22 protein-coding genes and 1 pseudogene are annotated in these 22928 nt (G+C 54.8%); 16 read left to right on the top strand and 7 right to left on the bottom strand.

Annotated features, from left to right (window positions below; translation table 11 throughout):
* The first annotated feature begins 144 nt into the window (after window positions 1-144).
* The 5 genes from alr (at window position 145) to K7H21_RS26035 (ending at window position 4457) form a co-directional block, all read left to right on the top strand.
* Window positions 145-1224: an alanine racemase gene (gene alr / locus K7H21_RS26055; RefSeq protein WP_223035465.1), complete on the top strand. Its 1080-nt coding sequence runs from the start codon at window positions 145-147 to the stop codon at window positions 1222-1224.
* A gap of 214 nt (window positions 1225-1438) precedes the next feature.
* Entirely contained in the window at window positions 1439-2632 is a 1194-nt protein-coding gene (tyrB, locus tag K7H21_RS26050) for an aromatic amino acid transaminase (protein ID WP_004127815.1), read from the top strand.
* A gap of 197 nt (window positions 2633-2829) precedes the next feature.
* Window positions 2830-3543, top strand: coding sequence for an acid phosphatase AphA (aphA, locus tag K7H21_RS26045; RefSeq protein ID WP_004127818.1), 714 nt, complete (start codon window positions 2830-2832; stop codon window positions 3541-3543).
* Between the two features lie 141 nt (window positions 3544-3684).
* Window positions 3685-4101, top strand: coding sequence for a secondary thiamine-phosphate synthase enzyme YjbQ (locus tag K7H21_RS26040; protein WP_049115957.1), 417 nt, complete (start codon window positions 3685-3687; stop codon window positions 4099-4101).
* Window positions 4102-4103: 2 nt separating this feature from the next.
* Window positions 4104-4457, top strand: coding sequence for an MmcQ/YjbR family DNA-binding protein (locus tag K7H21_RS26035; protein ID WP_004127822.1), 354 nt, complete (start codon window positions 4104-4106; stop codon window positions 4455-4457).
* Window positions 4458-4465: 8 nt separating this feature from the next.
* Here the strand turns inward: K7H21_RS26035 and K7H21_RS26030 are convergent, their stop codons facing one another.
* From K7H21_RS26030 to uvrA, 3 genes are all read right to left on the bottom strand, one after another.
* Window positions 4466-4777 (bottom strand): hypothetical protein, encoded by a 312-nt coding sequence (locus K7H21_RS26030; protein WP_049115955.1) that lies wholly within the window; start codon window positions 4775-4777, stop codon window positions 4466-4468.
* A 2-nt stretch (window positions 4778-4779) separates the two neighbouring features.
* Window positions 4780-5190, bottom strand: a complete 411-nt coding sequence (locus K7H21_RS26025) for a hypothetical protein (RefSeq protein WP_004127825.1) — start codon at window positions 5188-5190, stop codon at window positions 4780-4782.
* A gap of 132 nt (window positions 5191-5322) precedes the next feature.
* The gene (gene uvrA / locus K7H21_RS26020) at window positions 5323-8148 is read right to left on the bottom strand and encodes an excinuclease ABC subunit UvrA (RefSeq protein ID WP_223035464.1); all 2826 of its coding nucleotides are present in this window, start codon (window positions 8146-8148) and stop codon (window positions 5323-5325) included.
* A gap of 246 nt (window positions 8149-8394) precedes the next feature.
* Between uvrA and ssb1 the strand changes: the two genes are divergently transcribed.
* Window positions 8395-8922 carry a single-stranded DNA-binding protein SSB1 gene (gene ssb1 / locus K7H21_RS26015; RefSeq protein ID WP_004097799.1) on the top strand — a complete coding sequence of 176 codons (528 nt, stop codon included), beginning with the start codon at window positions 8395-8397 and terminating at the stop codon, window positions 8920-8922.
* Between the two features lie 86 nt (window positions 8923-9008).
* On the opposite strand, the gene K7H21_RS26010 is transcribed toward ssb1, so the two are convergent.
* Window positions 9009-10580, bottom strand: a complete 1572-nt coding sequence (locus K7H21_RS26010; RefSeq protein WP_223035463.1) for an MltF family protein — start codon at window positions 10578-10580, stop codon at window positions 9009-9011.
* A gap of 595 nt (window positions 10581-11175) precedes the next feature.
* On the opposite strand from K7H21_RS26010, the gene K7H21_RS26005 reads away from it, so the two are divergent.
* From K7H21_RS26005 to iraM, 3 genes and pseudogenes are all read left to right on the top strand, one after another.
* Window positions 11176-11439 (top strand): hypothetical protein, encoded by a 264-nt coding sequence (locus tag K7H21_RS26005; protein WP_223035917.1) that lies wholly within the window; start codon window positions 11176-11178, stop codon window positions 11437-11439.
* A pseudogene (locus K7H21_RS26000) lies at window positions 11337-12065 on the top strand (BamA/TamA family outer membrane protein); the annotation flags it as partial. The gene K7H21_RS26005 and the pseudogene K7H21_RS26000, both read left to right, overlap by 103 nt.
* 319 nt (window positions 12066-12384) lie before the next feature.
* Window positions 12385-12774, top strand: a complete 390-nt coding sequence (gene iraM / locus K7H21_RS25995) for an anti-adapter protein IraM (RefSeq protein ID WP_049115948.1) — start codon at window positions 12385-12387, stop codon at window positions 12772-12774.
* Window positions 12775-12920: 146 nt separating this feature from the next.
* On the opposite strand, the gene K7H21_RS25990 is transcribed toward iraM, so the two are convergent.
* A complete protein-coding gene (locus K7H21_RS25990) occupies window positions 12921-13202 on the bottom strand; it encodes a YjcB family protein (RefSeq protein ID WP_004097808.1) in 282 nt (93 codons plus the stop codon).
* A 544-nt stretch (window positions 13203-13746) separates the two neighbouring features.
* Here K7H21_RS25990 and K7H21_RS25985 point away from each other — a divergent pair.
* On the top strand, window positions 13747-15351 hold the full coding sequence (locus K7H21_RS25985; protein WP_004127839.1) for an EAL domain-containing protein: 1605 nt from the start codon (window positions 13747-13749) through the stop codon (window positions 15349-15351).
* Here K7H21_RS25985 and soxS read toward each other — a convergent pair.
* Window positions 15336-15665: a superoxide response transcriptional regulator SoxS gene (soxS, locus tag K7H21_RS25980; RefSeq protein WP_004097813.1), complete on the bottom strand. Its 330-nt coding sequence runs from the start codon at window positions 15663-15665 to the stop codon at window positions 15336-15338. The genes K7H21_RS25985 and soxS overlap by 16 nt on opposite strands.
* Before the next feature lie 84 nt (window positions 15666-15749).
* Between soxS and soxR the strand changes: the two genes are divergently transcribed.
* The 4 genes from soxR (at window position 15750) to K7H21_RS25960 (ending at window position 20666) form a co-directional block, all read left to right on the top strand.
* Complete coding sequence (gene soxR, locus K7H21_RS25975) at window positions 15750-16208, top strand: redox-sensitive transcriptional activator SoxR (protein ID WP_004097815.1); 459 nt, start codon at window positions 15750-15752, stop codon at window positions 16206-16208.
* A gap of 258 nt (window positions 16209-16466) precedes the next feature.
* The gene (locus tag K7H21_RS25970) at window positions 16467-17135 is read left to right on the top strand and encodes a glutathione S-transferase family protein (RefSeq protein WP_004127844.1); all 669 of its coding nucleotides are present in this window, start codon (window positions 16467-16469) and stop codon (window positions 17133-17135) included.
* Window positions 17136-17523: 388 nt separating this feature from the next.
* Window positions 17524-18873: an NCS2 family permease gene (locus K7H21_RS25965; RefSeq protein ID WP_004127847.1), complete on the top strand. Its 1350-nt coding sequence runs from the start codon at window positions 17524-17526 to the stop codon at window positions 18871-18873.
* A 146-nt stretch (window positions 18874-19019) separates the two neighbouring features.
* Window positions 19020-20666 carry a Na+/H+ antiporter gene (locus tag K7H21_RS25960; protein ID WP_004127849.1) on the top strand — a complete coding sequence of 549 codons (1647 nt, stop codon included), beginning with the start codon at window positions 19020-19022 and terminating at the stop codon, window positions 20664-20666.
* 45 nt (window positions 20667-20711) lie between these two features.
* Here the strand turns inward: K7H21_RS25960 and K7H21_RS25955 are convergent, their stop codons facing one another.
* Complete coding sequence (locus tag K7H21_RS25955) at window positions 20712-21593, bottom strand: LysR family transcriptional regulator (protein ID WP_087829668.1); 882 nt, start codon at window positions 21591-21593, stop codon at window positions 20712-20714.
* A 103-nt stretch (window positions 21594-21696) separates the two neighbouring features.
* Between K7H21_RS25955 and K7H21_RS25950 the strand changes: the two genes are divergently transcribed.
* Window positions 21697-22107, top strand: coding sequence for a CidA/LrgA family protein (locus K7H21_RS25950; protein WP_004127852.1), 411 nt, complete (start codon window positions 21697-21699; stop codon window positions 22105-22107).
* Complete coding sequence (locus K7H21_RS25945; protein WP_004127853.1) at window positions 22100-22789, top strand: LrgB family protein; 690 nt, start codon at window positions 22100-22102, stop codon at window positions 22787-22789. The genes K7H21_RS25950 and K7H21_RS25945 overlap by 8 nt, the downstream gene beginning before the upstream one ends.
* Window positions 22790-22928: the final 139 nt, after the last annotated feature.

The raw sequence follows: 22928 nt of genomic DNA, 5'->3' as shown, positions 1-22928 counted from the left end.
TCTCCGTCATCCTTCATGCCGCAGATGCGTTGACTACGCCTGTTCACCCCGGTCACTTAGTTTACTAAGCTTCCGGGGATTCTCAGGCTTGTCGCCTTCCTGCAACACGAAGGATTTAGGAGATTCTTTTATTAAGGAATTCAAATGCAAGCGGCAACTGTAGTCATTAACCGCCGCGCTCTGCGACACAACCTGCAACGTCTGCGTGAACTGGCGCCCGCCAGCAAACTGGTTGCGGTGGTGAAAGCGAACGCCTACGGACACGGTCTTCTTGAGACCGCGCGAACGCTCCCTGACGCCGATGCTTTTGGCGTCGCCCGTCTTGAAGAAGCTCTGCGCCTGCGCGCGGGCGGTATCGGCCAGCCGATTCTGCTGCTGGAGGGGTTCTTTGAGGCTGCCGACCTGGTGGTGATTTCCGCCCAGCGCCTGCACACGGCGGTACACAGCCCGGAACAGCTGGCGGCGCTGGAGGAAGCGGATTTACCCGAGCCGGTCACCGTATGGATGAAGCTGGATACCGGAATGCATCGATTAGGCGTTCTGCCTGAGCAGGCCGAAGCGTTTTATCAGCGTCTTAGCCAGTGTAAAAACGTCCGCCAGCCGGTCAACGTGGTCAGCCATTTTGCCCGTGCGGATGAGCCTGAGTGCGGCGCGACCGAACGTCAGCTGGATATCTTTACCACCTTCACGGAAGGGAAACCGGGACTGCGCTCTATCGCCGCATCCGGCGGTATATTGCTGTGGCCCCAGTCGCATTTCGACTGGGCGCGTCCGGGGATCATTCTCTACGGCGTGTCGCCGCTCGACGGTAGCTCTACCGGCGCGGACTTTGGCTGCCAGCCGGTGATGTCTCTGACCTCGAGCCTGATTGCGGTCCGCGAGCATAAAGCCGGGGAGCCGGTGGGCTACGGCGGAACCTGGATCAGCGAGCGTGATACGCGTTTAGGGGTGGTGGCGATGGGCTACGGTGACGGCTATCCGCGCGCTGCGCCGTCCGGGACCCCGGTGCTGGTCAACGGCCGCGAAGTGCCGATTGTGGGTCGCGTGGCGATGGATATGATTTGCGTCGATCTCGGGCCCGAAGCGCAGGATAAATCGGGCGACCCGGTGGTGCTGTGGGGCGAAGGCCTGCCCGTCGAGCGTATTGCAGAAATCACAAAAGTAAGTGCTTACGAACTTATTACCCGCCTGACTTCACGGGTATCAATGAAGTACGTGGATTGATTTCAGCCCGCGCTCTTTCCCCCGGTGGCGGCTGACGGCTTACCGGGGGCTACGTATTCGCTACCGGCTGCGGGTCGGTAGCCAGGATAAGGCGTTTTAAGCCGCCATCCGGGATGGCTGGCAAACCCAGCCATCCGCCAACATCCTCTCGACCTTCTTTCACATCCGGTTTATTGTGTTATGACGAGCCCATGTAAACCTGGAGAAACATCCCGTGTTTCAGAAAGTTGACGCCTACGCTGGCGACCCCATTCTCTCCCTGATGGAGCGTTTCAAAGACGATCCGCGTAGTGACAAAGTAAATCTCAGCATCGGTCTTTATTACAACGAAGACGGCATTATTCCGCAGCTGCAGTCGGTTGCCGCAGCTGAGGCGCGCCTCAATGCCCAGCCGCATGGCGCCTCAGTCTATTTACCGATGGAAGGGCTGAACACCTATCGTCACGCTATCGCGCCGCTGCTGTTCGGTGCCGATCATCAGGTGCTGGCGCAAAATCGCGTGGCCTCCATTCAAACGCTGGGCGGTTCCGGCGCCCTGAAGGTGGGCGCTGATTTTCTGAAACGCTACTTCCCGGAGTCGCGTGTTTGGGTGAGCGACCCGACATGGGAAAACCACATCGCAATATTTGAAGGGGCAGGATTCGAAGTAAGTACTTACCCTTGGTTTGATGAGAAGACCAATGGCGTACGTTTCGCGGCGTTCCTGGAAAAACTCAATTCGCTAGCGGAGCGAGATATTGTGCTGCTGCATCCGTGCTGCCATAACCCAACGGGAGCCGATCTCAGCAACGCCCAGTGGGATCGGGTGGTTGAGGTACTGAAAGCGCGTAATTTGATTCCTTTCCTCGATATCGCCTATCAGGGCTTTGGCGCAGGAATGGAAGAGGATGCTTACGCAATCCGCGCCATTGCGAACGCCGGCATGCCAATGCTGGTCAGCAACTCGTTCTCAAAAATCTTCTCCCTGTACGGTGAGCGCGTTGGCGGGCTGTCAATCGTCTGTGAGGACGCTGAAACCGCGATTCGCGTGCTGGGGCAATTAAAAGCGACCGTACGTCGCAACTACTCCAGCCCACCGAACTTTGGCGCACAGGTTGTTGCGGCGGTGCTGAGCGACAGCGAGCTGAAAGCCTCATGGTTGGCGGAAGTGGAAGGGATGCGTACCCGTATTCTGGCCATGCGTCAGGAGCTGGTTAATGTGCTTAAAGATACGGTGCCGGGCGGTAATTTTGACTATCTTCTGAAGCAGCGCGGAATGTTTAGCTATACCGGGTTCAGCCCGGCCCAGGTCGACCGCCTGCGCGATGAGTTTGGCGTCTACCTGATTGCCAGCGGACGCATGTGCGTCGCGGGACTGAATTCACGCAACGTTCAGCGCGTGGCCCAGGCCTTTGCCGCGGTAATATAAATCCTTACAGACCGCTTTTGCCCTCGCCAACATTTTGGTGAGGGTCATTCCCTTCCTGAAGTGTGATCATTCTCTTTTTATATGACATCTGAGCAGAAAAACCTTCCTATCCGCCTCAGCGGGGGGTAAGGTCTGGGTGCATTAATAAGCGTACACATTATTGAAAACTATAACGATTCGATTATTTAGGGAAAAATATGCGCAAGATCACCCTGGCCTTTGGGGCCATCTGCTTACTGTTCACGCTAAATAGCTCCGTCGTTGCTCGCGCCTCCACGCCGCAGCCGCTGTGGACGGGCACCAATATGGCGAAACTCGCCGAACAGGCGCCGATCCATTGGGTTTCCGTGGCTCAGATTGAAAATAGCCTGCTGGGACGCCAGCCGATGGCCGTCGGCTTTGATATTGATGATACCGTCCTGTTCTCCAGTCCGGGCTTCTGGCGCGGGCAGAAAACCTATTCCCCCGGCAGCGATGATTACCTGAAAAATCCGGAGTTCTGGGAAAAAATGAACAACGGCTGGGATGAATTCAGCATGCCGAAAGAGGTGGCGCGCCAGTTGATTGCGATGCACGTGAAGCGCGGCGATAGCATCTATTTTGTCACCGGACGCAGCCAGACCAAAACCGAAACGGTATCAAAAACTCTGCAGGACGATTTTCTCATCCCGGCAGCGAACATGAACCCGGTTATTTTTGCCGGCGATAAGCCTGGTCAGAACACCAAAACGCAGTGGCTGCAGGAGAAGGGCATTAAAGTCTTCTACGGCGATTCAGATAACGATATTTCTGCCGCCCGTGAGGTTGGCGCCCGCGGTATCCGCATCTTGCGGGCATCCAACTCTTCCTATAAGCCGCTGCCAATGGCAGGCGCTCAGGGTGAAGAGGTGATTGTGAATTCAGAATATTAAGCTGACGACGGCTTAATTATGAATTGCTAAAACGGCAGCCAGCGCGCTGCCGTTTTTTTGTGCAAAATAGCGTACCAAAGGTTTTACCTTTTCGCTTATTGCTGCACACTTAGGAAGGTTCATTAGTAGAAGGAGTCGCCTATGTGGCATCAGCAAACCCTGACGTTAGGCCCAAAATCAAGGGGCTTCCATCTGGTCACTGATGAAATTCTCGGTCAAATCCGCGAACTATCGCGGGTGAAAACGGGCCTGCTGCATATGCTGCTCCAGCATACATCTGCTTCCCTGACGCTTAATGAAAACTGCGATCCGACCGTCCGTTACGATATGGAGCAGCATTTTCTTACTGCCGTACCGGATAACGCGCCGTATGAACACGATTATGAAGGTCCTGATGATATGCCCTCGCACATTAAGTCATCGATGCTGGGCGTATCGCTGATGCTGCCCGTTCGGGATGGGCGCGTCAGGTTAGGGACCTGGCAGGGGATCTGGCTCGGGGAGCATCGTATTCATGGCGGATCGCGCCATATCATCGCGACGCTGATGGGGGAATAAAAATGACAATTTCGGATTTATTGCAGTACTGCATGGCCAAGCCGGGCGCGGAACAAAGCGTACATAGCGACTGGAAAGCGACGCAAATCAAAGCGGCTGACGTACTGTTTGCGATGATAAAAGAGGTAGAGGACAACCGGCCTGCGGTATCGTTAAAAACCAGCCCCGAGCTTGCAGAGCTGCTGAGGCAGCAGCATCGCGATGTGCGACCCAGCAAACATCTTAATAAAGCCCACTGGAGCACGGTGTTTCTTGACGGCTCCCTGCCTGATTCACAAATTTACTATCTGGTGGATGCGTCATATCAGCAGGCGCTTGATTCTCTTACTGAAAACAAGCGTAAGCTGTTGTCATAAAGCGATATTCAACCCAGCAGCGCCAGTAGCGTCATATCAAGCAGACGAAGCAGCGTGGACTGAAGATGCCTCTGCATGGCGATATGCGCGTTATTGGCGCGAATGCGGGCAATATCGCGCTGCCCTTGTAGAAGCAGAACCAGGTCGTCATGGGTTAACCAGCCGCGCGCTTTCTCCTGTAATGCCTGGAGCATAAGCGTTCCGGCGTCGCGAATGTCGCTGTCGTCATCATGAACGATCGCGTGCATAAGCTGTAACCACTCTGCCGCATTCACGCCGGAGTCGGTTAACTGGGTACTTAACTCTTCTATGGTGGACATGCTCACCTTCCTGAACGCCGCTGTTCGCCGCTGATGGCCTGCTGGTAAAGATTTTCCGTTTGTTGCGTCAGAATCCCGGCCTCGAAGGGCGTTAGCGCAGTATCCTGGCTGGCTACGTGCCGGTACAGCCGCTGATAATTTTTCTCCAGCACGAGCAGATTATTCTGCCGTAGCGCATCGCTATCGCTTAACGCCAGGCTAAATTGCTGACGAATCTGGCGATCCTCTTGCCTGAGTAATTGTCGGTTGACCGGCGCGGCGGCCGCATCGCTGATGAACTGCAGATGAAGCTGTTCCAGCATCAGCAGTTGCTGATGAGCCGTGCTGCTGTAGCCGTCTACCCAGCTGCAGGCGGCTATCAAAAACAACGCTGCGGCGAGGGCCAGGCGATAAACTCCGGGCTGTAAATACATGATCCATCCTGCAATTTATGGCTGTGGTGCTATCTGATGACAGATGCCGTGCGGCTGCAAATCACAAAATATCAGTGGGAAAAAATGAGAGGAAATGGTGCCTCTTCCCGGGACGGAAAGAGGCAGATGAGATTACTTCAACATGGGCTTGAGGAAGCGAGCCGTATAGGAGGCCTCGCACTCGGCGACCGTTTCCGGCGTACCGGAAACGAGGATCTCTCCGCCGCCGCTTCCGCCTTCCGGCCCAAGGTCAACGATCCAGTCAGCCGTCTTGATGACGTCCAGGTTGTGCTCAATCACCACAATGGTATTGCCCTGGTCGCGGAGCTGATGCAGAACTTCCAGCAACTGTTGAATATCGGCAAAGTGCAGGCCGGTAGTCGGTTCATCAAGGATATACAGCGTTTGCCCGGTACCGCGTTTGGACAGCTCGCGCGCCAGCTTGACACGCTGGGCCTCGCCGCCGGAGAGGGTGGTCGCTGACTGACCCAGACGAATATAGGTCAGGCCGACGTCCATCAGCGTTTGCAGCTTACGCGCCAGCGCCGGTACCGCATCGAAGAACTCACGCGCTTCTTCGATGGTCATATCCAGCACTTCATGAATCGTTTTGCCTTTGTACTTAATCTCCAGCGTTTCGCGGTTATAGCGCTTGCCTTTGCACTGGTCGCACGGCACGTAGATATCCGGCAGGAAGTGCATCTCGACTTTGATCACGCCGTCGCCCTGACACGCTTCACAGCGACCGCCGCGCACGTTAAAACTGAAGCGGCCCGGCGTGTAACCGCGCGAACGTGATTCAGGTACGCCGGCAAACAGTTCACGGACTGGCGTAAAGACGCCGGTGTAGGTGGCCGGGTTAGAACGCGGCGTACGGCCGATGGGGCTCTGGTCGATATCAATGACTTTGTCGAAATGTTCCAGCCCCTGCACGTCGCGGTACGGCGCCGGCTCGGCGATGGTGGCGCCGTTGAGCTGACGCTGAGCAATCGGAAACAGCGTGTCGTTGATCAGCGTGGATTTACCCGACCCGGAAACGCCGGTAATGCAGGTGAAGAGGCCCACCGGCAGCGTCAGCGTCACGTCTTTCAGGTTGTTTCCGCGCGCGCCGGACAACTTCAGCACTTTCTCCGGATTGGCGGGCACGCGCTGTTTCGGTACTTCGATTTTACGCTTGCCGCTCATGAACTGGCCGGTCAGCGATTCCGGTACCGCCATAATATCTTCCAGCTTGCCTTCAGCCACGACCTTACCACCGTGTACCCCGGCACCCGGGCCGATATCGATAACGTGGTCGGCGGCGCGAATAGCGTCTTCATCGTGCTCAACGACGATCACGGTATTGCCGAGATTTCGCAGATGGATCAGGGTGCCCAGTAGGCGTTCGTTATCGCGCTGATGCAGGCCGATAGAGGGCTCATCCAGTACGTACATCACGCCCACCAGGCCCGCGCCGATCTGGCTGGCGAGGCGGATACGCTGCGCTTCGCCGCCTGAGAGGGTTTCCGCCGAACGGGAGAGCGTCAGGTAGTTCAGACCGACGTTAACGAGGAACTTCAGGCGATCGCCAATCTCTTTCAGGACTTTTTCAGCGATTTGCGCACGCTGGCCGGAGAGCTTCAGGTTGTTGAAGAAGTCCATCGCGTGGCCGATGCTCATGTCCGAGATGGTCGGCAGCGGGGTATTTTCCACGAAAACGTGCCGCGCTTCACGCTTCAGGCGGGTCCCTTCACAGCTGGTGCAGGGACGGTTGCTGATGAATTTCGCTAACTCTTCACGTACCGCGCTGGATTCCGTCTCTTTATAACGGCGCTCCATATTATGCAGCACACCTTCGAACGGATGGCGGCGCACCGAGGTGTCGCCGCGATCGTTCATATATTTGAATTCAATATTCTCTTTGCCTGAGCCATACAGGACCACTTTTTGTACGCTGCTATTCAGCGTGCCCCAGGGGGCTTCAACATCGAATTCATAGTGTTCCGCCAGCGACTTCAGCATCTGGAAGTAGTAAAAATTGCGCCGATCCCAGCCGCGAATCGCCCCGCCCGCCAGCGACAGCTCTGGGTTCTGAATGACGCGTTCCGGATCGAAATACTGCTGTACGCCGAGACCATCGCAGGTCGGGCAAGCGCCAGCCGGGTTGTTGAAGGAGAACAGGCGCGGTTCCAGTTCGCGCATGCTGTAGCCGCAAATCGGGCAGGCGAAGTTGGCGGAAAACAACAGCTCTTCGGCTTTCGGATCGTCCATATTGGCGACGATAGCGGTGCCGCCCGACAGCTCCAGCGCGGTTTCAAAAGACTCGGCCAGGCGCGTGCTGAGATCGTCGCGTACCTTAAAGCGGTCAATCACCACTTCAATAGTGTGTTTCTTCTGCAGTTCCAGCTTTGGCGGATCGGAGAGATCGCAGACCTCGCCGTCGATCCTCGCGCGGATGTAGCCCTGCCCGGCGAGATTTTCCAGGGTTTTGTTATGCTCGCCTTTGCGCTCTTTAATGATCGGCGCCAGCAGCATCAGGCGCTGTCCTTCTGGCTGGGAGAGCACGTTATCGACCATCTGGCTCACGGTTTGCGCCGCCAGCGGGACGTCGTGATCCGGGCAGCGCGGCTCGCCGACGCGTGCGTACAGCAGACGCAGGTAGTCGTGAATTTCGGTAATGGTGCCTACCGTTGAACGGGGGTTGTGGGACGTTGATTTCTGTTCAATGGAAATCGCCGGCGACAGCCCTTCAATATGGTCGACGTCGGGCTTCTCCATCAGCGACAGGAACTGCCGCGCGTAGGCGGAGAGCGACTCAACGTAGCGACGCTGCCCTTCGGCATACAACGTGTCGAAAGCCAGTGAGGATTTGCCTGAACCCGAAAGCCCGGTGACGACAATGAGTTTGTCGCGCGGGATGACGAGGTTGATATTTTTGAGATTATGGGTGCGGGCGCCCCGAACTTCGATCTTATCCATTCACCTTTCCCGGTAGATACGCGGATTGCCTGGTTTGTTAGAAGGACAAACGGCAGAAACGGCTAATTATGACACAATTTAACCTGTTTGAATATACAGTATTGGAATGCATTTTCCGGTGGGATGTGTAAAAATGTCGCACCGCGAGAGTTATCTGGAACCTACTTCCCAGCTATCAACATAGCACCTGGAAATGGTACACTCGCGCGTTTACACTATTAAGAAACGCATTCAGGAGACACAAACATGGCCAGCAGAGGCGTAAACAAGGTGATTCTCGTCGGTAATCTGGGCCAGGACCCGGAAGTACGCTACATGCCGAGTGGTGGCGCAGTTGCCAACATTACGCTGGCTACTTCCGAATCCTGGCGTGATAAAGCGACCGGTGAGATGAAAGAGCAGACCGAATGGCACCGCGTTGTGCTGTTCGGCAAACTGGCGGAAGTGGCCGGCGAGTATCTGCGTAAAGGTTCTCAGGTCTACATTGAAGGCCAGCTGCGTACGCGTAAATGGACTGATCAATCCGGTCAGGAAAAATACACCACTGAAGTTGTGGTTAACGTTGGCGGCACGATGCAAATGCTCGGCGGTCGTCAGCAGGGCGCGGGCGCCCCGGCGGGCGGCGGTCAGCAGCAGGGCGGTTGGGGTCAGCCTCAGCAGCCGCAGGGCGGAAACCAGTTCAGCGGCGGTGCGCAGTCTCGTCCGCAGCAGCAGGCTCCGGCAGCCCCTTCCAATGAGCCGCCGATGGACTTTGACGACGATATCCCGTTCTAATCGCGATTAGACGTTGTGAAGTCAGTTCCGAAAAAGCCCCTGACCGGGGCTTTTTCTATTTTAAAACGCAGGTTATCAGCGCTATTTCACTGCGAAGCGGGCGTGGCCGCAGCGGCTGGTACGGCTGGCGTCGCTGTCGCGGGCGGCAAGGCCGGATTTTTGGCGGCAGCTGTCGCCAGCTGCTTGCGCGCCATTTCATCCACAATCAGCCGGTAAGCGATGTAATATTTATAGATATTGCTGACATAGCTTACGGTCTCGGAACCGATCTTCTCGGCGGCCAGATATTCCACGTTGCCAAACCAGATGTTTGGGTCAAAACCGCGCTTTTTGGTATCCGCCCGCAGTCGGGCGATGCGCGCGGGGCCCGCATTATAAGAAGCGAATGAGAACAGCGCCTTATCAAGCTGGGTCATCGGTTCATCGCCATAGTAGCGGTCTATCATCCAGCGCATATATTTCACCCCAGCATGAATATTGGGATCGAGCTGCTTAATATCGCCGACGTTCAGCTCCCTGCCGGTGCCCGGCATCACCTGCATAACGCCAATTGCGCCGACGTGGCTACGAACCGACTGATTTAGCCGCGACTCCTGATAGCCCTGCGCCGCCATCAGCAGCCAGTCAACGTCGTATCGATCGCCATATTTGCGGAAGATCTCCACCATGGTCAGAAATTTACGCCGCTCTTTTTGTGCTGCCGCGTTTTTAACGTATCGGGCATCCTTCAGGTAGCGCAGCAGAATCGTATTACCCAGCTTGCTGCCCTGACGATTCTTGTTGATGAATTCATTAAGCAAGGCCAGCAGCTGCGGGCTGTTGTTGCGTACCGCCCAGCCGATATTGCCTTCGTTGCGCAGAATGATGTTCTGATGAACCTGAATCCTGGGGAAGACCTGTTTCCAGAACAGAGCCTTGTGGCGGTCGACGACGGTCAAGGGGATCAGGCCCGCGCTAAGCATCTCTATCAGATCTTCATCCTCTAGCGCTTCGGGCGCCGGTGTGATGGTGATGGGGGGGAGCGATTGCTGGGCAAAGCGCGCGTTGAGCGCGACCAGGCTTTCGTAATAGCTCGATGAGGTACGCACAAAGACCGTTTTACCGGAAAGCTGCTGCAGATTGTCCACTTTGGGGGAACCCGGGCCGGAAAGGAGCAGCTCCTGAACGTGAGAGTATATCGGCGCGGTAAAGGTCATCTCCTGCTGGCGAGCGGGGGTAATCGTCAGGTTGGCGGCGATAATATCCCCCTTACCAGCGTTAAGCGCGCTGATGAGCTGGTCGCGGGCAACCGGCACAAAGATGATACGGACCTTAAGATGACGATGTTTGAGCTTTTTCTCCTTCGCCAGGCTTTGGTTAAGGCTACGCTCAAACTCCATAAAAATATCGTGCGTGGCGCCGCGCTGAGTGCCTTTGTTAATAAAGAAAAAGGTTTTGCTGAAGGTGGTTAATACGCGAATAGTTCGCCGGTCGAGCATGCCGGGTAAATCTCCCTTCCATGGTTGTAGCATATCGTCAACGTTGACCTCCAGAGCCTCGCGTTCTTCTGGCTCTGACAGTTTGTTCTCAGTGGCGGCGTAAACGGAGGTGAAGCATGGCAGGGCGGCAAGGCATGCGAGCCCACCGACAAGGTATCGATAGAACGATGAAGTGTTCATGGTGCGGTGCTCCGCAGGGGGATTTTCTTATTTTAGTCAATTCCACGCCGTTAGCATCCCCGGCGATCGAGAATGTCGGTCGGTTAATCAGCTATTTTATTAATTAACAGGCTCAGTATTTATAGTGGAGTAATAAAGAAATAGATGTCAGTAATTATGGAGATAATATGATCAGATTGTGTTTTTTGGTGTGGATATATTTTAATTATTTAAAGTGCTAATAAGAAATAAGCGCAAATAATTATTTCATCTTTTTGTTTTTATTGGATTATTTAAATTTATTGGTGTGATGCATAGTTATCTACTTGATAATACATCTCATTTCTAATAACGTTGTGTGGCACAATACTCCTATTACTGCTGTTGGGCAAATGCTATCAAAGAATAGCACGGTGCGTTTATTTCTTCATTTTTGCCAAAGTAAAAAATCTATTTTGGCCGATCATTATTTATTGCTGTTCCGCTATTTAAGCTGGAGGGCCCGGCTACGCCAAAAGCAGAGATACTGCGCTTGCATGAAAGTCATTGCCGTTGTTTATCTGGCTGATGAAGAAGACGCGCCCCGACAGCTAAAAAGAAAAACAGGGCATATTCCATGAAACACGATTCATACTACTCGCTGGCCGTGCTGATCCCGATGGTCATCTGGGGAGGGACGCTGCCGGTTCAGGCCGCTGATGGCAGCACGCCAGACGATATGAAGAAATCTGAAACGGCTGCGGGAAATGATGATGAAACGATGGTGGTTACCGCGGCGGCGCCACCTATAGCGCCAATGACTATTTTGCCAGCGTTGGCTGGAGCTATAGCAACCTCGATCGCGGCTTCTTCCCGCGCGCGGGGAATAAAAGCAGCCTGACCGCCAAAGTCACCGTGCCCGGTTGAGATAACAGCTATTACAAAGTCACTTTCGATACCACCCAATATATGCCGCTGACCGAGAGCAAAAGCTGGGTATGGATGGAGCACCTGCGCGCGGGCTATGCCGATGGGCTAAACGGCAAATCGGTACCGTTTTATGATAATTTTTATGCCGGCGGATCGTCGTCGGTTCGCGGTTTTTCGTCGAATACGATTGGCCCAAAAGCAGCTTATTATCGTTGTAATGGTTCTGAAAGCAGCTACAGCGCCTGTCCGCTGGACTCATCATCCGATGCGGTTGGCGGTAACGCGATGGCGGTGCTGAACAGCGAGTTTATTGTGCCGACGCCGTTTGTGAATGACAAATACGCCGACAGCTTGCGGACGTCGCTGTTCCTCGATGCCGGTACGGTATGGAGCACCTCCTGGCAAAATACCGGCCAGACGCTGGCGGCCGGGATCCCAGACTATGGCGATCCGTCGCATATCCGGATGTCCGCCGGGATTGCAGTGCAGTGGATGTCGCCGCCAGGCCCGCTGGTATTCTCCTGGGCCGAGCCGTTTAAAAAATACGATGGGGATAAAGCCGAGCAGTTTCAGTTTAATATCGGTAAAACCTGGTAATCCCCCAGGTGATTATTTTTCGAGTCGTTCAGTCTCTTTCTGCATAATGCAAAAATAACACTACAGGCTATCGATTCTGATGGCCTGTAATTTATTGTCAGTATGTTTTAATTTATGTATAGGCCTGCGCGCATTGTTTTTGGCTATTATGGCTAATCATTCATTATTAGATCGCCATATTCATGGTAAGCCTTATTGAGTATCAGTAATGTTGAGAATTGTCTAATATCAAATTATTCGGCGACAACCTTGCGGGTAGCAATGATGGATGCTATCAATATATAGAGTCATTTATCAGCAATGCCTGCAAGGATAAAAAATGAAATGGACTATTCATAATACGCTTGTGTGCCCGTATTCCGGCGTGGCTTTCTCTTCGATTTCCAGCCTGCGTTTTTTAAAATTTATTCTTTGGTATGAAGCTGACATTTTGTTGCTGCCGGGAGAGTCGATGAAGCTCTATTCGTCTGGCGTGTTAATTAACGAGCAGTATCACGCGATAAGGGTTTATAACGTTACGCGATACGACGAGACGCAATGGGATAAATTACGTGAGCGGCCCTCCTGTCCCTACCAGTCTACCGCCACGGCGGCGGCGTCCTGTGCTTACCAGGCGCACTGCGCGATAAAGCGCTGCCCGAACGATTTTTCTCGCGGAGCGCCAGAGCAGGCTTCCGGACGGCGCGACGTCGGTCAGCGGATGCGCTAAAACCTGGCGGCTATGTTGCCATGGCTGCGGTTTATGCCGGTGATATATTTATGCTGTCGCAGAGGGGGAAATTGCTGCGCACCTGTCCAGGCCAGGGAGTGACTGCCCGGTCAGGTGCACCGGCGCCCGGCCAGGGCGGGCGGACATCAGGTCATCATCATCGGCCATTCCGGCGGGGTCTGACTCATGACTTCAATCATCACGTCCTTGATATTACCCCAGATTTTCGCCACGTCCAGCAGCGTGATACCTAACAGACCGGTGGCGAACCAGCAGGCCGCAGCCAGGCCCATACAGCTACAAATCACCGCTAAACCGGCATAATCGCTTTTACGTAGCTGAATGTTTAACGAGCTGGCCAGAAACATCAGCACTGCGCTCACGAGCGGCCAGCGCAAAAGTACGACACTGGTAGTAATGGAAGCCATCAACCTATCCTCAACGAAATTTGGCAGCCTTTGACAACCGGGTGAGACTGACGATGGTACGGTCTTCTGGTCATCTTCAGGCAAACAAGAATGTAATGAAACAACGTTTTTGTTTCATTAACTAATGTGAACTATATCACACTTGTTCTTTTATTGACCAGCCTAAAAAAGGTCTTTTATTGCGCCTTATAACCATTCTAATGATGTGGTTAATGGCGAGGAGGAGGATTGTTCTTTCAGCGTGAAGGCCGATTATAAGTGATTCCCGGCGACTTTTCTTTTTTATATAGGTTTATGTTCTACGGATTTTATTACTTATTCCGGCTAATTATACGGATAAACCGAATAACATAGTGGAGCTAATCTCATTCTGTTGAGAATGTTTCTCCAGACTTCTATAAGCCAGTATTATTCATAATTCATCGTCATGAGGTTTTTACGTCAAAGCATGTGTTGCTGAGATGCCCTAATTCATATCACAGTAAGCAGAGTCGTCGGGGCAGCTCACCTTGATTAAGGCGTATCGCATGGATAAGAAGCGGAAATGAATCATAGCGCGCCACGTAAGGCGTTGAGAATATTTGGCATCGTGTTAGTCATTCTGCTACCGGTGCTGCTGGCGTTGTGGTTTGCGCAGATACGCGCCAAAGCGGAAACCGGCGATCAGCTGCGGTTGTTTTCTCGGCTGGCGTTGCAAAAAACGGAGTTAGTGATTCATGAGGCCGACGAAGCGCGGGATAAAGCCCGTTTGTATCAGGGAGAGATATGTTCACCGCAACATCAGCAATATCTGCTCGGGATTGTTCGCGGTCTGCTCTATATCGACGATTTAATCTACGCCAACGGCACCCATTTTTTCTGCTCCACCTCGGTACGCCGCCCGACGGGGTGGCGGATTCCGGCCGCAACCTATACCAAAAAGCCGGATATCGCGATTTACTACTACCGCGAAACGCCTTTCTACCCAGACTACGCGATGAACTATATGCAGCGCGGTAACTATGTGGTGGTGGTGAATCCGCTTTCATATAGCGCGTTGATAACCAGCGACCGCAACCTCGCCTGGGGCGTTTTCGACACTAAAACCCGGCAGTTTTTTTCCGTCAGCAAGAATGCCGATCCCGCTGAGCTGCATCGTCTGATTCGTGCTGAAGAGGCTTTATTTCATCAGGATGGTCGCGTTTATACCATCGCTCATTCCAGCGTTCGCCCGATAGCCGTTATTATGTCGACCTCGCGCGTCAGCTATTTTCAGAATTTTTATAACCAGGTCACGTTGACGTTACCGCTGGGGCTGATTTGCAGCGTATTGCTTTTACTGGTGTGGTCGCGCACCCGGCAGCAGTACCACTCTCCGCGCAAGATGCTGCAGCGGGCGTTGAGCCGGCGCCAGCTGTGCCTGCACTATCAGCCGGTTATCGATATTAAAAATAACCGCTGCGTCGGCACCGAAGCATTATTGCGCTGGCCGGGCTTTGATGGCCCGGTGATGAGCCCGGCGGAGTTTATTCCACTGGCGGAAAACGAAGGGATGATCGCGCAGGTCACCGATTATGTGATAGAAGAGGTTTTTGCCGATCTTGGCGAGTTTCTGGCACGGCAGCCGCATCTGTACGTAGCGATTAACCTTTCCGCTTCCGATTTCCATTCCGCTCGCCTGATTGAGAACATCAACGAGAAGCTCCGCCGCTACGCGGTCAAGGCGGAACAAATTAAAATTGAAGTGACCGAACGCGGGTTTATCGACGTGGCGAAAACGACGCCGGTGATTCAGGCGTTCCGCGAGGCGGGATATGAAATCGCCATTGATGATTTCGGTACCGGGTACTCCAACCTGAACAACCTCCATGCGCTCAACGTCGATGTCCTCAAGATTGATAAATCTTTTGTCGACATGCTGACGAGCAACAGCACCAGCCACATGATTGCTGAGCATATTATCCAGATGGCGAACAGCCTGCGCTTAAAAATCGTGGCTGAAGGCGTCGAAACGGCAGGGCAGGTCGCATGGCTCCAAAAGCGCGGCGTGCAATACTGCCAGGGATGGCACTTTGCGAAAGCGATGCCACCGCAGGAGTTCATGCAGTGGCTGGCGAATGACCGCATCAGCCTCTGCCCTTATCAGCAGCCTTATCAGGCCGAAATTTGATGGCGATAGGCGGTAGGCGTACGGTCAAATTCGCGGCGGAACACCCGCGAGAAAGTCTGCTGCGACACGTAGCCGAGATCCATCGCGATATCAAAAATAGGACGCTGGGTGGTTCTTAGCGCTTCCGCGGCGAGCAGTAGGCGGCGCTGGCGAATGTAATCTCCCAGCGTTTGATGCATCACGGCGCGGAACATCCGCTGCAGATACCATTTCGAGTATCCCGATTTTCTGGCGACTATATCAATGTTAAGTGGTTGATCGATATGTTCATCAATCCATTCAATAAGCGTTTGGATAATATCCTGATGGGACATAAAGCGGCCTCTCTCAATTCTCGATTCGTCGTTTTGTCTGCGGGCGAGTATAATTCCTCAAGTTAACTTGAGGTAAAGCGCTTTATGGAAAAGAAATCACCCCGCATCAAAATGCTGCTGACGCCCGGCGAAGTGGCAAAACGAACCGGCGTGGCCGTCTCCGCGCTGCACTTTTATGAAAGCAAAGGGCTGATCCACAGCCAGCGCAACGCGGGTAATCAGCGGCGCTACCGGCGCGACGTCCTGCGCGCGGTGGCGATCATTAAGATTGCGCAACGTATTGGTATTCCGCTGGCAACCATCGGCGACGCGTTCGGCGTGCTGCCGGAAGGGCATAACCTCAGCGCCAAAGAGTGGAAGATGCTGTCGTCCCAGTGGCGGGAAGAGCTAGACCGACGCATCCATACCCTGACCGCGCTGCGCGATCAGCTCGATGGTTGCATTGGCTGCGGCTGTCTGTCGCGCCGCGATTGCCCGTTACGTAACCCCGGCGATAAGCTGGGTGAAGAGGGGACCGGCGCGCGATTGCTGGAAGATGACTAAAACAACTAAAGCGCCACAACAGGGCGCTTTAGTTGTTTTCCGGTCTTGGTCTTTCGCACTATCCCGCTGGTACGCAGGAGGGTTTCCCCCGACGTCGGCTCACCTCAGTATTGCGCAATCTTTGATGGAGGTTCCGGTTTGCGCCGACACTTTAAGTGTGGCTTTTTTCTCTGAATTTGCCTCTTCCGTTTGCCGAAAAATTCCCGTCATTCGCCGCCTGTTCCTATAGTTAATTTGAACAAACAGCGGGAGAGGCCCATGTTAACGGTACATCATCTCAATCAGTCACGATCGCAGCGCGTATTATGGGCGCTGGAAGAGCTGCAGCTGCCTTATCAGGTTGTCTCTTATCAGCGGGGAAAGAATATGCTCGCCCCGGCGGAATTAAAAAGCGTTCATCCGCTGGGCAAATCACCAGTTGTAGAGGATAACGGCCATATTTTGGCGGAATCCGGCGCCATCCTGGAGTATTTACAGGAAACCTATGATAGCGCCCGGCGCTTAAAGCCTGAGTCGGTGGAAGATAAGCTGCAATATCGTTTTTGGCTGCACTACGCCGAGGGTTCGCTAATGCCCCTGCTGCTGATGAAGCTGGTATTTGCCAGCCTGGGTAAACCCCCAGTGCCGTTTGGCATGCGCACGCTGGGCAATGCGTTGGGCAAAGGGGTGCAAAAGGCGTGGCTTAACCGCCAGGTGGAAACCCATGCCCGTTTTATTGAGGCGCATCTTTCCCGCCAGCGCTGGTTTGCCGGCGCGGATTTAAGTATGGCCGATATTCAGATGAGCTTTCCGGCGATGGCGCTGCTGGCGCGCGGCGGCGTGGATGATTTACCGCATCTGACGCAGTGGGTTCAGCGCGTAGAGCAGCGTCCGGCCTGGCAGAAGGCGATTGCGCGCGGGGGACCATTTACCTTACCCGGCGAGTAAACTATTACTAAAGCCGATGACCGGCGAAAATTGCTATCAGCGCAATACAAAAATGTTACCGGATTGCGCATGGACGATAACGTTTGCGCATCGGCTGGTTATTTCCTGAACGTCATAAGCGAAATTTAGCGAAATACGACAAACTTCAGTTGAAAAGGCCCGTCTAAAGGCTGGATAATCGTTTGCCTTTTTATTTTGCTCATCATTTCCTCTGCTGACAGGGGGGAGCAAAGTCATTCTTCACACCGTATTGGATGCGCGGAGTTAAACGTTTGCTTTTCACAGCCCCTGGCGCTGCGATGTAGCACAAGGAGATCGCGTTTAACTGGCAGTGGATGGTCCACCACGCATCCAGACGAACGATAAAAATTCTCAGGGGAAGTTTTCTATGTCTACGCCTTCTGCGCGTAACGGCGGTTCATTAGACGCCTGGTTTAAAATTTCTGCTCGCGGCAGCACCGTGCGTCAGGAAATCGTTGCCGGTCTTACCACCTTTCTGGCGATGGTCTATTCCGTCATCGTGGTGCCAGGTATGCTCGGTAAAGCGGGTTTCCCGCCGGCAGCGGTATTTGTCTCCACCTGCCTGGTTGCCGGCGTCGGCTCTCTGGTGATGGGCCTGTGGGCGAACCTGCCGCTGGCGATTGGCTGCGCCATCTCGCTGACCGCGTTTACCGCCTTCAGCCTGGTGCTGGGTCAGCAGATCAGCATTCCGGTCGCGCTGGGCGCGGTCTTTCTTATGGGCGTGTTGTTTACGGTGATTTCCGCAACCGGTATTCGTAGCTGGATCCTGCGTAACCTGCCGCAGGGCGTGGCGCACGGCACCGGGATTGGTATCGGCCTGTTCCTGCTGCTGATTGCCGCCAATGGCGTAGGCCTGGTGATCAAAAACCCGCTGGATGGTCTGCCGGTGGCGCTGGGGCATTTTGACAGCTTCCCGGTGATTATGTCGCTGGTCGGGCTGGCGGTGATTATCGGCCTTGAAAAACTGAAAGTGCCGGGCGGTATCCTGCTGACGATTATCGGCGTCTCGATTATCGGCCTGATTTTCGATCCTAACGTCCACTTCTCCGGGATTTTCGCCATGCCGTCGCTGAGCGACGATAAAGGCAACTCGCTGATCGGTAGTCTGGATATCGTGGGGGCGCTGAATCCGGTCGTGTTGCCAAGCGTGCTTGCGCTGGTGATGACCGCGGTGTTTGACGCCACCGGTACCATTCGCGCGGTGGCCGGTCAGGCGAACCTGCTGGATAAAGACGGGCAGATTATTAACGGCGGCAAAGCGCTGACCACCGACTCCCTGAGCAGCGTTTTCTCCGGCCTGGTGGGCGCGGCGCCGGCGGCGGTGTATATCGAATCGGCTGCCGGTACGGCGGCGGGTGGTAAAACCGGCCTGACGGCAGTGACCGTCGGCGTGCTGTTCCTGCTGATCCTGTTCCTCTCGCCGCTCTCCTATCTGGTTCCGGCATATGCCACCGCTCCGGCGCTGATGTACGTCGGCCTGCTGATGCTGAGCAACGTGGCGAAAATCGATTTCAACGACTTCGTCGACGCGATGGCGGGCCTGATTACCGCGGTCTTTATCGTGCTGACCTGCAACATCGTGACCGGTATCATGATCGGCTTTGCGACGCTGGTGATTGGACGTCTGGTGTCTGGTGAATGGCGTAAGCTTAACCTGGGTACGGTGATCATCGCCGCGGCGCTGGTTATCTTCTATGCCGGCGGTTGGGCGATTTAACTTTTTCTGCTAACAACGGGCGGCTTTGGCCGCCCGCTTAATTTTTAAGCCACATCCTGTTTCCTTTTGCGTTAATCTGAGTAGCGTATTATGCCGAGACATGACGCCTCAGATGTAAAAAAAGAAACGCAGCAAACAGGGAACACATGGAAATATTTTTTACCATACTCATCATGACCCTCGTGGTCTCTCTCTCCGGGGTGGTTACACGCGTACTGCCCTTTCAGGTTCCACTCCCCTTAATCCAAATCGGCATCGGCGCGCTGTTGGCCTGGCCTACTTTCGGACTGCACGTTGAATTCGACCCTGAACTCTTTCTGGTTCTGTTCATTCCGCCGCTGCTTTTTGCCGACGGCTGGAAGACGCCGACTCGCGAATTCATTGAGCATGGGCGAGAAATTTTTGGTCTGGCGCTAGCGCTGGTGGTGGTGACGGTGGTTGGTATTGGCTACCTCATCTACTGGATCGTTCCGGGTATTCCACTGATTCCGGCTTTTGCTCTGGCGGCGGTCCTGTCGCCAACGGATGCCGTGGCGCTATCCGGGATTGTTGGCGAAGGGCGCATCCCGAAAAAAATTATGGGGATTTTGCAGGGCGAGGCGCTGATGAACGATGCCTCCGGCCTGGTCTCCCTGAAGTTTGCCGTTGCGGTGGCGATGGGCACCATGGTCTTTACCGTAGGCGGCGCGACGGTGGAGTTTTTCAAGGTGGCGGTCGGCGGTATTCTCGCGGGCTTCGTGGTCAGCTGGCTGTACGGGCGCTCGATGCGCTTCCTCAGCCGCTGGGGCGGCGATGAACCGGCAACGCAAATTGTGCTGCTGTTCCTGCTGCCATTCGCTTCTTACCTGATCGCCGAGCATATCGGCTTTTCCGGGATCCTGGCGGCGGTCGCGGCGGGGATGACTATCACGCGTTCCGGGGTGATGCGCAGCGCGCCGCTGGCGATGCGCCTGCGCGCCAACAGCACCTGGGCGATGCTGGAGTTTGTGTTTAACGGCATGGTCTTCCTGCTGTTGGGCCTGCAGCTACCGGATATTCTCTCCACTTCTCTGGTGGCCGCGGAAGCGGATCCCAACGTCGAAACCTGGATGCTGTTTACCGATATCATCCTGATTTATGCCGCCCTGATGCTGGTGCGTTTTGGCTGGCTGTGGACGATGCGCAAACTCAGCCAGCGTTTCCTGAAAAAGAAACCGATGGAGTTTGGCTCCTGGACCACGCGCGAGCTGCTGATCTCCTCCGTCGCTGGTGTCCGCGGGGCGATTACCCTTGCCGGCGTACTGTCGATTCCTCTACTGCTGCCGGACGGCAACGTCTTCCCGGCGCGCTATGAGCTGGTGTTCCTGGCCGCAGGGGTAATTCTGTTCTCGCTGTTCGTCGGCGTGATTGTGCTGCCGATTCTGCTGCGGCATATCGAGTCGAGCGATCATGTCCAGCAGCGCAAAGAGGAGCGTCTGGCGCGGGCGGCAACCGCGGATGTGGCGATTGTCGCGATTCAGAAAATGGAGGAGCGCCTGGCTGCGGATACCAAAGAGAATATCGATAATCAGCTGCTGACCGAGGTCAGTTCGCGGGTCATCGGTAACCTGCGTCGTCGCGTCGATGGGCGCAACGATGTTGAGACCTCAATGCTGGAAGAGAGCCTCGAACGGCGGTTCCGTCTGGCGGCGCTGCGCTCAGAACGCGGTGAGCTGTACCACCTGCGCGCCACCCGGCAGATTAGTAACGAGACGCTGCAGAAGCTGCTGCATGACCTCGACCTGCTGGAAGCGCTGCTTATCGAAGACCAGTAACGCGGTTGTTCCCCGGGTCAGGCGTTTACGCCGCGACCCGGGGACTTACTTCAGCCAGAACGCCTTACTGCACGCCAGCCACGCTCGCGCGCTGTGCGACATATACACCCCTTCCCGCCAAATCATCCCCAGCTCCCAGCGCAGGTCGCTCTGCAAGGGGATCCAGCAAAAGCTCTGTGGGTCGAGACGCTGGCAAATCGGTTCCGGCAAAATCGCGACGCCAATTCCTGCCTGCACCATGGCGGCCAGAAAATCCCACTGTCCGCTGCGTACGGCGATGCGCGGCTTAACCTCATGCTGAGCAAAAAGCCGCATCAGCTGCTGGCTGAGGGCGAAATCCTCGTTGTAAATTACCAGCGGATACGCTGCGAGCGCCTGCGGCGATAATGACGCGATGCTCTCCCACTGCGCCGTTCTCGGCGTCAGTACGCAGAGCGGATGGCTGAACAGAGATAGCGTCGTCAGGCCGCTGGCCTCATCAACGGGAAGCGCCGTCATGGCCAGATCCAGTTCGCCGTTGCTAACCGCCTGCTGCACGGTCAACCCGCCAAACTCGGCGATTTTCAGCTCAATGCCCGCATAGCGCTGGCGGAAGCGGCTAATCGGCTCGGCCATCAGCATGCCGACCATCGGCGGGATCCCGAGGCGCAGTACGCCTTTGTGCAGATGATTAATATCGCTCAGCTCCGACTCCAGTTGATGAAATTCGCCAAGAATGGCCTGCCCGCGCTCGAAAACCACGCGTCCGGTATCGGTCAGCAGCAGCTTGCGCCCGTCGCGGATCAGCAGCGTACAGTTCAGCTCATCTTCCAGATTTTTAAGCATTTTGCTGATGGTGGGCTGCGTGACGAACAGTTTCTCCGCCGCGCGGGTAAAGCTTTGCTGGCGAACCACTTCGACAAAATAACGCAGCGTTCGGATATCCATGATTATTCCCTGAGACTATACCTGCGATGATTTTAATTCATTTCTGCCGGGCCGGGCGGCTCTCTATACTGCACGCCTGTCTTCTTTTTCAGGAATACCGCTCATGGCCTTCGCGCCAGCACGCGTGACGCCCTTCGTCATGCAACGTCTTCAGGTACCGGTTCAGGTACTGATTTACGCCGGACTGTTCGTCTGCTCTGAATATTTAGTCAACTGGCTGCACCTGCCGCTTCCGGCGAATCTGGTTGGCATGCTGCTGCTGCTGGCGCTGATTGTTTGCCGCATTATCCCCCTAAACTGGGTACGGGCCGGCGCCCGCTGGCTGCTGGCAGAGATGCTGCTATTTTTCGTGCCGGCGGTGGTGGCGGTCGTCAACTACGCGCAGCTGCTAATGGTCGATGGCTGGCGCATCTTTCTGGTCATTGGCCTGAGTACCACCATGGTACTGGGCGCAACGGCGTGGGTGGTTGATAAAGTGTATCACTATGAAGTCAGCAGGATGAAACATGAGTGATTTTCAGCTAAGCGTTCTGTGCCTTCTGGTCACGCTGGGACTCTATTTTGCCAACAAGCGGCTTTACCGTCGCTTCCATAAACTTCCGCTGATGCCGCTGGTATTTACCCCGATTCTGTTGGTCATGATTCTGGTGGTTGGCCATATCTCCTATCAACGCTATATGGGGGAGACCCACTGGCTACTGTGGCTGCTGGGTCCGGCGACGATCGCTTTTGCCGTGCCGGTGTATGACAACCTGGCGATCATTAAGCGCCACTGGATGTCGCTGACTGCCGGCGTCACTACCGCGTCGGTTGTCGCAGTGACCAGCTCGGTGTGGCTGGCGCGATTACTGACTTTACCTGATGAGATCCAGCGCAGCCTGGCGGTACGCTCGGTGACCACGCCCTTTGCGCTGGCGGCAGCCAAACCGCTGGGCGGTCAGCCAGACTTAGTCGCCCTGTTTGTGGTGGTGACCGGGGTATTCGGTATGGCGGTGGGCGATGTACTGTTTCTGCGCCTTTCTATTCGCGAAGGAATGGCAAAGGGGGCCGGGTTTGGCGCCGCATCGCACGGCGCCGGTACCGCACGATCCTACGAGCTTGGCCCGCAGGAGGGCGTGGTCGCCAGCCTGGTAATGATGCTATCCGGGGTGGTGATGGTGCTGGCCGCGCCGCTGGTGCGTTGGGTGATGTTCTAAATATTGCTTTTTACACAATGCGTTTTTTTATTAGTGCGGAAGTATATATCTAACTTCTCTTAATATTCATATGATTAGTCATTTTATATATATGAGTAGGCATTAACTATCAGGATTCTAAGAATAATGGAACGAATGT

It is taken from the genome of Klebsiella sp. CTHL.F3a, from assembly GCF_019890895.1.
In the GTDB taxonomy this organism is placed as follows: Bacteria; Pseudomonadota; Gammaproteobacteria; order Enterobacterales; family Enterobacteriaceae; genus Klebsiella; species Klebsiella grimontii.
This window is presented reverse-complemented; position numbering and strand designations above follow the sequence as displayed.